Source organism: Pseudonocardia humida (assembly GCF_023898865.1).
GTDB classification, from domain to species: Bacteria; Actinomycetota; Actinomycetes; order Mycobacteriales; family Pseudonocardiaceae; genus Pseudonocardia; species Pseudonocardia humida.
Window position 1 is genome coordinate 50,620 of the sequence record NZ_JAGSOV010000025.1, and the last position, 12,273, is coordinate 62,892.

Annotated in this window: 11 protein-coding genes; 8 read left to right on the forward strand and 3 right to left on the reverse strand. The window is 75.9% G+C overall.

Features of this window, described 5'->3' with window-relative positions:
• Positions 1–35: 35 nt before the first annotated feature.
• Entirely contained in the window at positions 36–1,385 is a 1,350-nt protein-coding gene (locus KDL28_RS12845; RefSeq protein ID WP_252438126.1) for a sensor histidine kinase, read from the reverse strand.
• Between the two features lie 96 nt (positions 1,386–1,481).
• Here KDL28_RS12845 and KDL28_RS12850 point away from each other — a divergent pair, with 96 nt between their 5' ends.
• From KDL28_RS12850 to KDL28_RS12885, 8 genes are all read left to right on the forward strand, one after another.
• Positions 1,482–2,996: a potassium/proton antiporter gene (locus KDL28_RS12850; protein WP_252438128.1), complete on the forward strand. Its 1,515-nt coding sequence runs from the start codon at positions 1,482–1,484 to the stop codon at positions 2,994–2,996.
• 46 nt (positions 2,997–3,042) lie between these two features.
• Entirely contained in the window at positions 3,043–3,774 is a 732-nt protein-coding gene (gene lspA / locus KDL28_RS12855; protein WP_252438130.1) for a signal peptidase II, read from the forward strand.
• A gap of 37 nt (positions 3,775–3,811) precedes the next feature.
• On the forward strand, positions 3,812–4,699 hold the full coding sequence (locus KDL28_RS12860; RefSeq protein ID WP_252438255.1) for an RluA family pseudouridine synthase: 888 nt from the start codon (positions 3,812–3,814) through the stop codon (positions 4,697–4,699).
• Entirely contained in the window at positions 4,696–5,469 is a 774-nt protein-coding gene (locus KDL28_RS12865) for a hypothetical protein (protein WP_252438132.1), read from the forward strand. The genes KDL28_RS12860 and KDL28_RS12865 overlap by 4 nt, the downstream gene beginning before the upstream one ends.
• Positions 5,470–5,617: 148 nt before the next feature.
• The gene (locus KDL28_RS12870; RefSeq protein ID WP_252438134.1) at positions 5,618–6,385 is read left to right on the forward strand and encodes a DUF998 domain-containing protein; all 768 of its coding nucleotides are present in this window, start codon (positions 5,618–5,620) and stop codon (positions 6,383–6,385) included.
• Positions 6,382–7,347 carry a hypothetical protein gene (locus KDL28_RS12875; protein ID WP_252438136.1) on the forward strand — a complete coding sequence of 322 codons (966 nt, stop codon included), beginning with the start codon at positions 6,382–6,384 and terminating at the stop codon, positions 7,345–7,347. The genes KDL28_RS12870 and KDL28_RS12875 overlap by 4 nt, the downstream gene beginning before the upstream one ends.
• A 47-nt stretch (positions 7,348–7,394) precedes the next feature.
• The gene (locus KDL28_RS12880; protein ID WP_252438138.1) at positions 7,395–8,573 is read left to right on the forward strand and encodes a glycosyltransferase; all 1,179 of its coding nucleotides are present in this window, start codon (positions 7,395–7,397) and stop codon (positions 8,571–8,573) included.
• Positions 8,574–8,820: 247 nt separating this feature from the next.
• On the forward strand, positions 8,821–10,047 hold the full coding sequence (locus KDL28_RS12885; RefSeq protein ID WP_252438140.1) for an IS110 family RNA-guided transposase: 1,227 nt from the start codon (positions 8,821–8,823) through the stop codon (positions 10,045–10,047).
• Positions 10,048–10,108: 61 nt separating this feature from the next.
• On the opposite strand, the gene KDL28_RS12890 is transcribed toward KDL28_RS12885, so the two are convergent.
• Both KDL28_RS12890 and KDL28_RS12895 read right to left on the reverse strand, forming a co-directional pair.
• Positions 10,109–11,179: a glycosyltransferase family 4 protein gene (locus KDL28_RS12890; protein ID WP_252438142.1), complete on the reverse strand. Its 1,071-nt coding sequence runs from the start codon at positions 11,177–11,179 to the stop codon at positions 10,109–10,111.
• A complete protein-coding gene (locus KDL28_RS12895) occupies positions 11,176–12,090 on the reverse strand; it encodes an alpha/beta fold hydrolase (protein WP_252438144.1) in 915 nt (304 codons plus the stop codon). The genes KDL28_RS12890 and KDL28_RS12895 overlap by 4 nt, the downstream gene beginning before the upstream one ends.
• Positions 12,091–12,273 lie beyond the last annotated feature (183 nt).

The following is a 12,273-nucleotide window of genomic DNA, read 5'->3' on the forward strand; positions in this document are numbered from 1 at the left end:
GAGGCGCTGTGTCGATGATTCGCTCGCAAGCTCGCTCATCGCACGTCGCAGGGCAGCTCGACGGTGAGCACGGTCGGCCCGCCGACCGGCGAGTCCACGCTCAGCTGACCGTCCACGGCGGAGACGCGGTCGGTCAGCCCGCGCAGGCCGGTGCCGCGGTCGGGGTCGGCGCCGCCCCGGCCGTCGTCGGTGACGGTGACCCAGACCGGCCCGTCGTCCTCGCGGCGCACCCGCACGACCGCGGAGGCGGCGCCGGAATGCCGGGCGACGTTGGTGAGGGCCTCGGCGACCACGAAGTAGCCGATGGCCTCCACGGTGGCCGGCGGGCGCCGCTCGATCTCCACGGTCAGCTCGACCGGCACCGGGCAGCGCACGGCGATCGCGGACAGCGCGGCGTCGAGCCCACGGTCGGCCAGCACCGGGGGGTGCAGCCCGCGGATGAGCAGGCGCAGGTCGGTGACCGCGTCCTTGGCCTGCTGGTGGGCGTCGTCGAGCAGCTCGCCGATGGAGCCGGGGTCGGCGGCGTAGCGGGCCTTGGCCCGGCCCAGCGTCATGCCCAGCGCGACGAGCTGCTGCTGGGTGCCGTCGTGCAGGTCGCGCTCGATGCGCCTGCGCTCGGTCTCCCCGGCGTCGACGACGCGGGCCCGGCTGCGCTCCAGCTCGTGCACGCGCCGCGCCAGCACCTCCGGCGGCGGGCCGAGCAGCGCGCGGGCCACCGACACGTCCAGCGCCACCAACCCGCGCACCAGCATCGGGGCCGCCAGCACCAGCAGCAGCCCGGCCGCGCCCAGCAGCATCTGCCCGGTCGGGGTGTCCGACAGCGGCAGCCCGAGCACGTGCCGGTCGACCGAGCCGTCGGCCATCGCGGGCGGGAACAGGATGGCGATCGCCACCGAACCCAGCAGCGCCAGCGCCCCGGCCAGCGTCGCCCACACCAGCCCGGCGGTCACCAGCCCCAGCGGCATGGCGACCAGCTGGTGCAGGGCGCGCCTGCGCACGCCGCCGTCGCGCCACAGCGCCCCGGCGTAGCGCAGCGGGTTGACCTCGGCGGGCGGCATCGGCACCGGGGCGATCCGCACGTCGAGCAGCAGCCGGTAGCGGGCCCGCTCGATCCCGGCCATCATCCGCGACAGCCAGGCGGTCACGATCCACACCGGGACGCCCACCAGCGCCAGCGGCAGCAGCACGACGGTCATCGCCAGCCCGGTGACCAGTACCGTGGTGTACGCCGTGCCCAGCAGGGCGTCGAGCAGCAGGTGCGCGGCGCCGAGCCAGGTGCTGGGGGCGACGAGCGCGCGGATCGGGTCGGGCCGCGCCCGCTCCGCCGCGCCGACCTCCCTGTCGCGGGCCGTGTCCGGCGGTGCGCCGACCGTCATGGGGACCATGCCGGTCAGGCTAGGGAGCCGGACCGCTCCGGCACCATCCTGCGGGTCCCCGGGCTGTGGTGGGGGTAGCCGTAGGGTCCTGCAGCGGGGGGTGGCATGCCGAGCCTTGAGATCCTGCTGGGCGCGGGGGCGGGCATCGTGCTGCTCGGAGTGCTCGCCGTGCGGGTGTCGGTGCGGCTCGGCCTGCCGTCGCTGCTGATCTACCTGGGCATGGGGGTCCTGCTCGGGGAGTCGGTGCTGGGCATCCCGTTCTCCGACGCCGCGCTCACCGAGGCGCTCGGGCTGGCCGCGCTGGTGCTGATCCTGATCGAGGGCGGCATCACCACCAGCTGGCCCGCGGTACGCCCGTCGCTGGGCCTCGGGATCGCGCTGGCGACGGTGTCGGTCGCGGTCAGCATCGGCGTCGTCGGGGTGTCGCTGCACCTGCTGCTCGGGCTGGAGTGGCGCACGGCGTTCCTGTGGGCCGCGGTGCTCTCGTCCACCGATGCGGCCGCCGTGTTCAGCGTGCTGCGCGGCGTCGGGGTGATGCGCAGGCTGGCCGGCGCACTGGAGCTGGAGTCCGGGCTCAACGACGCCCCGGTGGTGCTGGCGGTCGTCCTGCTCGCCTCCAGCGAGGAGCTGACCTGGCAGACGCCCCTGCTGGTGGTCTACGAGCTGGTCGTGGGGGCCCTACTGGGCTGGCTGTTCGGTCGCGGCGGGGCGAGGGCGCTGCGCCGGGCGGCGCTGCCCTCGACCGGGCTCTACCCGCTGGCGACGGTGGCGGTGTGCGTGCTGGCCTACTCCACCGGGCAGCTGGCGCACGCGTCCGGGCTGCTGGCGACCTACGTGGCCGCGCTCGTGCTGGGCAACTCCGACCTGCCGCACCGCGGCGACGTCCGCTCCTTCGCGGAGGGCACCGGCTGGCTGGCCCAGATCGGGCTGTTCGTGCTGCTGGGGCTCTACGCCTCGCCTGCCCGGCTGCCCGAGGCGGTGGTCCCGGCGCTGGTGGCCGGGGTGGTGCTGGTGGTGGCGGGGCGGCCGCTGTCGGTGCTGGCCGCGGCGCTGCCGTTCCGCGTGCCCTGGCGCGAGCAGGCGTTCCTGTCCTGGTCGGGGCTGCGGGGCGCGGTGCCGATCGTGCTCGCGCTGATCGCGCTGACCGAGGGCGCGCCGAGTGCCACCGAGCTGGTCGACGTGGTGTTCGTGCTGGTCGTGGTGCTCACGATCGTGCAGGGCACCACGCTGCCGGTGGTGGCCCGCACGCTCGGGGTGGCCAGCCCGGCCGAGCCGACGGAGATCGAGGTCGACGCCGCCCCGCTCGACGAGCTGGGCGCCGACCTGCTGCAGGTGCGGGTGCCGGTCGGCTCGAAGCTGCGCGGGGTCTACATCGGCGAGCTGCGGCTGCCCCGCGGGGCCACGGTCAGCCTCGTCGTGCGCGACGGCGAGGGCTTCACCCCGTCCCGCGACACCCGCCTGCGCGAGCTCGACCAGCTGCTGGTCGTGGCCACGGCGGGGGCGCGGCCGGCGACCGAGCAGCGCATCCGGGCGGTCGACGAGCACGGCCGCCTGGCCCGCTGGCGCGCCGCGAGCCCGGACGACGGCCCCCGCCGCCCGCGCGGTCCCGGGCCGCGCTGACCCCCGGCCGGCGGGGGGCCTCCTCCGGGTGGGGGATGATGGTCGGGTGAGTCCCCCCAGCACCGCAGCCGGCCCGAAGATCCGGTTGCTCTCCCTGATCGCCGCGGCGGTGCTGGCCGTCGACGTCGTGACCAAGGTCCTGGCGGTCGCCGAGCTGGAGGGCCGCGAGCCGGTCGAGCTGTTCGGCGGGCTGGTCCACCTCGTCCTGGTGCGCAACCCGGGCGCGGCCTGGTCGCTGGCCACCGGCTACACCTGGGTGCTCAGCCTGATCGCGATCACCGTGGTCATCGTGCTGATCCGGGTGGCCAGGCGGCTGCGCTCCACCGGCTGGGCCATCGCGCTGGGCCTGGTGCTGGGCGGCGCGCTGGGCAACCTCGTCGACCGCATCTTCCGCTCGCCGGGCCCGCTGCGCGGGCACGTCGTCGACATGGTCTCGCTGCTGCGCCCGGACGGCACCTTCTTCCCGGTGTTCAACGCGGCCGACTCGGCGGTCTGCTGCGGCGGCGTGCTGCTGGTCCTGCTCGCGCTGACCGGCCGCGAGCTGGACGGCACCCGCAGCCCCACGCGCCGCTCGCGGGACGGCGGCGGTGACGGCGCCGACAGCGCCGACAGCGCCGACAGCGACGACGGCCCACCGGACGACACCCCGCGCACGGGCGACACCACACCCGCCCGCCACGCCGACGGCGGCCCGGAGCGGTCGACCGCCGACACCTCCGGTTCCGACTCGAGCGGCTCCGGCGGCTCCGACAGCAGCAGCGGAGGCTCCGGTGACTGACACCCGCCAGCTCCCCGTCCCCGACGGCCTGGACGGCATGCGCGTCGACGCCGGGCTCTCGCGCCTGCTCGGGCTGTCCCGCACCGTCGTCGCCGCGCTCGCCGAGGACGGCCGCGTCGCCGTCGACGGGCGCACCGCCGGCAAGTCCGACCGGCTCACCGCGGGCTCGTGGCTCGAGGTCGCGCTGCCCGAGCCGGAGGCGCCCGCGTCGATCAGCGGCCCGGCCGAGGTCGTCGCCGGGCTGACCGTGCTGCACGCCGACGACGACCTCATCGTGATCGACAAGCCGGTCGGCGTGGCCGCGCACCCCAGCCCCGGCTGGACCGGGCCGACGGTCGTCGGCGGCCTCGCCGCGCTGGGCTACCGGCTGTCCACGTCGGGCGCCGCCGAGCGCCAGGGCATCGTGCACCGCCTCGACGTCGGCACCACCGGCGTGATGGTGGTGGCCGCCTCCGAGCGGGCGTACACGACGCTGAAGCGGGCGTTCAAGGAGCGCACGGTCGACAAGCGCTACCACGCCGTCTGCCAGGGCCACCCCGACCCGTCCAGCGGCACCATCGACGCCCCCATCGACCGCCACCCCCGCCACGACCACAGGTACGCCGTCGTCGCCGGTGGCCGCCCGAGCGTCACCCACTACGACACGGTCGAGGCGTTCCGCGCGGCGTCGCTGCTGGACATCCGGCTGGAGACGGGCCGGACCCACCAGATCCGGGTGCACCTCTCTGCGGTGCGCCACCCGTGCGTCGGCGACCTGATCTACGGCGCCGACCCCACCCTGTCCCAGCGCCTCGGCCTGACCCGCCAGTGGCTGCACGCCCGCGCGCTGGCCTTCGACCACCCCGCCGACGGCCGGTGGGTCGAGTTCGTCAGCCCGTACCCGGCCGACCTGGAGCGCGCCCTCGACCGCCTCCGCGAGCCGTGAGCGCGGGGCGCCCACCCCGCCCCGAGCACGCCGAGGACGACACCGACGACGACGCCCACGACGACACCGACAGCGGGGCGGGCGGGGGCCTGACCTGGCGCGGACGGCTCGTCGTCCTCGGCGTCTGCGTCGCCGTCGCCCTGCTGACCGCCTGGTACGCCGGGTCGCGGTTCACCCCGACCGCGCCCGGGCCGCCGGTCGGCAGCATCCGGCTCGGCCCCGACGCCGGCCAGCCCGTCGCCGACTACCTGGCCCTGCTCCCCGAGCGGCTGCCCCCACCCGGGCAGGCCGCGCCCGCGCTCGTGCAGCTGGCCGCCGAGGCGACCACCGGGCAGGCGGCGGCCCTCGTCGGCGGCCCGGCCGCGGCCACCGTCGCGGTGTTCCGGGTGCCGCTGACCCGCGTGCAGACCGCCCTGCGGTTCGAGGCGCTCGACCCCGGGCTGCCGGCGGCCGCCGCGCTCGACTCCGCCCGCCTGCGCGCGCAGCGGGCCGCCGCCGCCGACGCGGCCCGGCTGGCCGACCGGCCCCGCGACGTGGCCGCGGCCGAGGCGGCCGCGCTGGGCGAACCGGCCTGCGCCTGCGTGCTGGCCCTGGTCGTGCGGGCCGACCGGGTCGCGCTGGAGGCGCTGGCCGCGGCGCAGGGGGTGCGCGCGGTCGACGCCGCGCCGGTCGGCGCGACCGAGCCGGAGCTGGCGCTGTCGCCGCTGCTCCCCGGGCAGGTCGAGCGGGTCGACGCGCCCCCGGACGACGGCCCCGTGCCGCCGGCATGACCGGTGCGCCGGTCCGGGCGGCGACCGCGCCCGCGGCCCGGACCCGGGGTTTTCCCTCGCCCCGGTTCCGGGCATGGGGTTTTCCCCCGGTAGGACTGGGTGGAGTTCCTGATGTCCGTCTCAGCGTCCGGCTGGCACGGTGATCCCCATGGTGAGCAGCGGGGGGACCGGGCAGGGGCCCGGGGCGGAGGGTGCCGGGGAGGTGGCGGCCAGGGCGACCTGGCCGGTCGTCGCCTGCGTGGGGGTCGCGGTGACGGCGCTGGTGGCGCTGCACGTCGACGGAGTGGGGACCGTCGACCCGATCGTGCAGACGCTCAGCGATTACGTGGCCCTCCCCGGCGGGTACGCCCTGCTCGGCGTGGCCGCGCTCGCGCTGGCGGCGGCCGTCTGGATGCTGGGCGCCGGGCTGCGCGGCTGGGGCCTGACGGCCCCGGCCGCACCGGCCGCGCTGCTGTCCGTGGCGAGCGGTGGGTTCGTGGCCGCGGCCGTGTTCCCGACCAACGACCCGGGCACGGCCGCCGGACCGGTCGCCGACCTGCACCGGGTCGCGGGCGGGATCGTGCTGCTGGCCCTGCCGCTGGCGGCCTGGATGGTGGCCAGGCGGGCCGTCGAGAGCCCGGCCTGGCGGGCCGCCGCCCCCGCGCTCACCCGGCTGAGCGTCGCCGTGGCGGCCCTCAGCGTCCTGTTCCTGCTCAGCAATGTCCCGATCGTTATCTCCGGTTCACCGATCTTTGCCGTTCTCGGTGTTCTTCAACGTGTTCTCTACGCAGTGATGCTCGTCCTGCTGCTGGTGATCGCGCGCGCGGCCCGCGCCACGGCCGTCGCCGCCCGGACCGCGGTCGACCTCCCGGTCGCCGCGGCGGTGCAGGCGACGATCGAGGGTCCGCTCGACGAACGGCTGGGGAGGACGGCATGAGCGACCTGCTCAGCGGCACCGCCGGAGCCATCTCGCTGGCCGTGCTCGGCGCGTTCTGCTTCGCCGGGGCCGCGGTCCTGCAGCACGGGGCGGTGTCCGCCGAGTCCGACGCCGAGGGCGGGCGGGGCTCGGGGGAATCGCTGACGCTGCGCGGCCTGCGCGCCGTCGCCCGCAGGCCGGGCTGGCTCACCGGGCTGGCCCTGGCCGGCAGCGGCACCGCGCTGCACGCGCTGGCGCTGATCCTGGCGCCGCTGTCGGTGGTCCAGCCGATCGGCGTGCTCGCCGTCCCGGTGGCGGTCCTGCTGACCTCGCTGCACGCCCGCCGCGCGCCGGACGGCGCGATCGTCGGCTGGGTGGCGCTCAGCGTGGCGGGCGTGGCGGTCTTCGTCGTCACCGCCGCGCGCACCGCGGTCTCCAGCGAGCCGCAACCCGGCGCCACCCTGATCGCCGGGCTGGTCGTCGCCTGCGTCGTCGCGCTGCTGGCCTGCCTCGGCCTCGCGCGCTCGGGCTGGGTGCGCTGCATCGCCTGCGCGACCGCGGGCGCGGTCGCTTTCGGGCTGGTCTCCGGGCTGGTGCGGGCGGTGTCGCAGTCCATGAGCCCCGGTCTGGCCGGGCTGCTGGACCCGGCGGTCGCCGGTGCCGGCGCGGCCATCGGCGCCGCCATCGTCGTCGGCGGCTGGCTGGTCCAGCAGGCGTTCGCCTCCGGCCCGCCCGAGGTCGTCATCGCCTGCCTGACCGTCGTCGACCCGATCGTCGCGGTGATCCTCGGCGCGGTGCTGCTCGGCGAGGGTGCCGCCACCCCGCCGGTCGTCTTCCTGCTGCTCACCGCGGCGGCCACGGCGGCCGCGATCGGCGTGGTCGGGCTGGCCAAGCACCACCCGGACGCCGCGGCCCACGCCGCCGCCCACCCCACCCACAACCGCCTCGACCCGTCGTGGCCCGAGCACTCCCTACGCCGGTGACCCCAGCACCGGCCGTCGGACGACCCACCCCGAGAGGACGCTTTGCCGTGAACCCGCTCCGGATCCTGATCGGCGCCGAGACGTACCCGCCCGACGTGAACGGCGCCGCCCGCTTCGCCGAGCGGCTGGCGACCGGCCTGGCCAAGCGCGGCCACGACGTGCACGTCGCCGCGCCGTCGCAGACCGGCCGGCCGACCCGCGAGGTCCGCGGCGGGGTCACCGTGCACGGGCTGCGCTCCCACCGCTACTACAGCCACGAGCGCTTCCAGTTCTGCCTGCCGTGGGAGGCCTTCCCGGACTCCGCCGAGCTCATGGAGCGGATCGACCCGGACGTCGTGCACACCCAGGGGCACATGGTGCTGGGCCGCGGCGTCGTGCGCGCCGCGCACCGCACCGGCCGGCCGCTGGTGGCCACCAACCACCTCATGCCGGAGAACCTGCTGGCCTACTCGCCCATCCCGCGGGTGCTGCGCGGGCTGGCCGCGACGATCGGCTGGAAGGACCTGGGCCGGATCTTCGGCAAGGCCGACGCCGTCACCGCGCCGACGCCGCGCGCGGTCGAGCTGCTGGTCCGCCGGGCCGGGCTCACCGAGGCGTTCCCGGTGTCCTGCGGCATCGACGCCGACCGCTACCGGGCCACCCCGAAGGTGCCCGGCGCGGTGCCGACGGTGCTGTTCGTCGGCCGGCTCGACCAGGAGAAGCGGGTCGACGAGCTGATCAGGGCGTTCGCCGCGCTGCCTGCCGGGCTGGCGGCCCAGCTGGAGATCATCGGCGACGGCGGCAGGCGCGACGAGTGGACCGCGCTGGCCGACGAGGTCGGGCTGGGCGAGCGGGTCCGGTTCCGCGGGTTCGTCTCCGAGGAGGAGCTGGTCGAGGCCTACGCCCGGGCGGCGGTGTTCTGCATGCCCAGCATCGCGGAGCTGCAGAGCCTGGCCACCCTGGAGTCGATGGCCGCGGGCACGCCGGTCGTCGCGGCGGACGCGATGGCCCTGCCCCACCTGGTCCGCCCCGGCCGCAACGGCTTCCTGTACCAGCCGGGCGCGGTCGGCGAGCTCACCACCCGGCTGACCGCCCTGCTCGGCGACGCCGGGCTGCGCAGGCGGATGGGCGCGGCGAGCCGGGAGATCGTCGCCGAGCACGCCATCGACGCCACCCTGGCCACGTTCGAGAGCGTCTACCTGCGCCTGCTGGGCCGCGCCGAGGCCCCGCTGCGCCGCGCCGCCTAATGGGACCTGCCGGGTCTGGATAGGGAAGGCTCGGTGCCGGTAGCCGCCGGTGGGTGAGCACTCGCGCCGCCTGGACGCAGGTGAGTCCTAGGGTCAGACCGTGCCCCCACTGGTGGTCGGGAGCCCAGACCGCTGATGGGATGACGTGCCCGCCGAGATGAGTGGCGCGAGCACTGGACCATTAGGCCGCGGCTAGCTCCCGCAGGCTGCCGGCAGTGAACGGGTTCGGGCAGGTGGAGGCGCTGGCGTGCTGTTCGTGGGCAATGACTGGGCAGAAGATCATCATGATGTGGAGGTGCAGGACCAGACCGGGCGCCGGCTCGGGAGGGCTCGCCTGCCCGAGGGTGTCGTCGGGATCGCGCGGCTGCACGAGTTGATCGCCGGGTTCGCCGGTGAGGACACCGGTGCTGAGCAAGTGCTGGTGGGGATCGAGACCGACCGGGGGCCGTGGGTGACGGCGTTGGTCGCAGCCGGGTACTCGGTGTTCGCGATCAACCCTCGCCAGGTCGCCCGGTTCCGGGAACGCCACGGCACCTCCGGGGCCAAGAGCGATGTCGGGGACGCGCACGTGCTCGCCGACATGGTCCGCACCGACGCCCACCAACTACGTGCCGTGGCCGGGGACTCCGCCCTGGTCGAGGGCATCAAGATGGTGGCGCGGGCGCACCAGAACCTGGTCTGGGACCGGCACCGGCAGGTGCTGCGGCTGCGCGCGAGCCTGCGGGAGTACTACCCCGCGGCATTGGAAGCGTTCGACGACCTGGCTGCCGCTGATGCGCTGGACCTGCTCGGGGCGGCCCCGGACCCCCAGCGCGGCGCCCGGTTGTCGCGCTCGCGGATCGCCGGAGCCCTCAAACGAGCCCGCCGCCGTGACGTGGAGGCCAAGGCCGAGAAGATCCAGACGATCCTGCGCGGCGAGCAGTTGACCCAGCCACCGGAACTGGTCGCGGCCCACGCCGCGGCCACCGCGGCCACTGTCGCGGTGATCGTCGCGTTCACCGCTCAGATCACGGTGTTGCAGGGGCAGGTGGAGGCCCATTTTGGCCGCCACCCGGACGTTGAGATCTACCGCAGCCAACCCGGCCTCGGTGACATCCTCGGCGCCCGGGTGCTCGGCGAGTTCGGTGACGACCCCACGCGCTACGACGGCGCTCGAGCCCGCAAGAACTACGCCGGCAACTCCCCGATCACCCGCGCCTCGGGCAAGAAGACCGTGGTCCTGGCGCGGTTCGTGCGCAACCAACGCCTCGCCGACGCCCTGCACCAGCAAGCGTTCTGCGCGTTACGCGCCTCGCCCGGCGCCCGGGCCTACTACGACCAGCTCCGTGCCCGCGGAACCGGCCACCACGCCGCGCTGCGTCAGCTCAGCAACCGCCTGGTCGGGATCCTGCACGGCTGCCTACGCACCCGAACCCTCTACAGCGAGACCACTGCCTGGGCCCACCACCAACAACATCAACCAGCTGCTGCTTGACACCCGAGATCATGGGATGTCTGACCCCTCCCGACTCGGGGGAGCGGCAGGCCGGGGCCGGTCAGCGGGCGCGGGCCACGCGCTCCAGCAGCGCCAGCAGCACCCGGGCCGAGGCCTCCCAGCTGTATCGGGCGGCGCGCTCCCGGCTCGCCGCCGACCGCGCCGCCCACACGTCCGGGTCGTCCAGCTCGCGCACCGCCCGCACGAAGCCCGCGACGTCGTCGGGCGCCACGTAGGCCGCCGCGTCGCCGCCGACCTCCCGGAACACCGGGATGTCGCTGACCACCACCGGCGTGCCCAGCCCCATCGCCTCCACCAGCGGGATCCCGAAGCCCTCGTCGCGGGACGCGCTGACCAGCGCCGTCGCCGCGCGCAGCGCCCCGTGGTACTCCTCGTCGGACACGCCGTCGTGGAACACCAGCCGGCCGCCGTGGGCCAGGGCGGTCAGCCGGGCCCGCTCGGCGTCGCCGACCCGGCTCATCAGGTGCAGCTCGTGGTCGGGCAGCGAGCCCATCGCGGCGGCCAGGGTGGCCACGTTCTTGTAGGGCATGAACGAGCCCATGTAGACCAGCGCGGGCGTCCGGTCGTGGCGCGGGAGGTCGGGCAGCGGGTCGGGGGCGTTCGGGACCACCGTCACCGGCCTGCGGGTCAGCCGGTGCTCGGCGATCAGGCCCGCGGTCGTCTCCGAGACCGTGACGACGGCGTCGGCGCGGTTGAGCAGCGCCCGCTGGGGCCACCACGCCAGGTGGAACAGCCGCCACAGCGCCCGGATCGGCAGCGCGAACTCCGGGGGAGGGGTGCGGTTGCGGTAGTAGATGAGGTCGTGCAGCGTCAGGACCAGCGGGTACGTCCGCCCCCAGCTGCCCATCGTCTGCATCGGCGAGAACACGACGTCCGGGGCCAGCGCCCGCACCTGGCGGGCCACGAGCGGCTCGCGCGCGCTGGTCGGGGCGCTCACCCGGTGCGAGGGCAGGTCGGGCAGGTGCGCCAGCTGCCCCGGCTCGCTCACCAGCAGGACCAGCTCGTGCCCGTCCGCGACCTTCGCCAGGGCGCCGACCAGGCCCACCGTGTAGCGGCTGATGCCGTCGTGCCGGTCGACGCGGACGTAGCGGCAGTCGAGCGCGATCCTCACCGGGCGGACCCGGTCGCGGATCCCACGAACTCCGCGATCGCCGCGGCCACCTCGCGCGGGGCCTCGTAGTGCGCCAGGTGCCCGGTCCCGGGCACCACGACGAGCCGGGCGTCGGGGAAGCGGGGCCGCAACGCCTCCTGGGCGGCCCGCGGGGCGATGTCGTCCAGCTCGGCGGCCACCAGCAGCGTCGGCACGGGCACGTCCGCGGCGAACTCGGCGACGTCGTGGGAGACCGAGGCGTGGAAGGACTCCAGCAGGTTGCGCCGCCCGGCGAAGCCGCCGAAGTAGCGGTCGTGCTCGGCGTGGATCCACCGGCGCAGCCCGCGGTCGCGGGTCGTCACCATCGCGACGCTGGCGATCCGGGTGACCAGGCGGTTGCGCAGCAGCCAGGTGCCCGCGCGTTCGGGCAGCGCCGCGGCGAGCCGGTGGTGCAGCACGGTCAGCTTCGTCAGCACCCGGTGCGGACCGGCCAGCGCGGAGGTGGCGATCGGGTTGACCAGCACGAGGGCCCGCGGCCGCGCCCCGCCGGCCACCGCGGCGGCCGCGACGATCGAGCCGAACGAGTGCCCGGCCAGCACCGCGTCGCCGCCCGGGTCCACCGCGGCCAGCAGTTCCCGCGTCCAGGCCGCGTACCCGGCGATGTCGTGGCGGTCGGCGGGCATCGGCGCGGCCGCCCCGAACCCGGGCAGCTCGGGCACGACCACCTCGAGCGCGCCCAGGTGCGCCACGATCGGCTCCAGGCCGTGGTGGTCGCCCCGCAGCCCGTGCAGGAACACGACCCGGTGCCGGGCGCCCGCGGGGCCGTAGGTCCGCACCGGGGTGACCGTGCCGCGCACCGCCACCTCCTGGACCCGCACCGGGACGCGCGCGATCCGCTCGGCGTAGGGGGAGGGAAGGGCCGTGGTCGCCATCGGCGCGAAGTCTAGGTGGGCGGGGATCGGCGGTGCGCCGGGCTCGGTGCGGCGTCGGAACGGGCCGAGCAGCGCCTTCCCGGCGCACCGCCCCGGGTGTCGGGAAGTGTCGGGGGCCGGGGCTAACCTGCTCTCGGACCAGGTCCCGTCCGCGCCCCGCCCGGCGCGTCCGGCGGTCGGGTC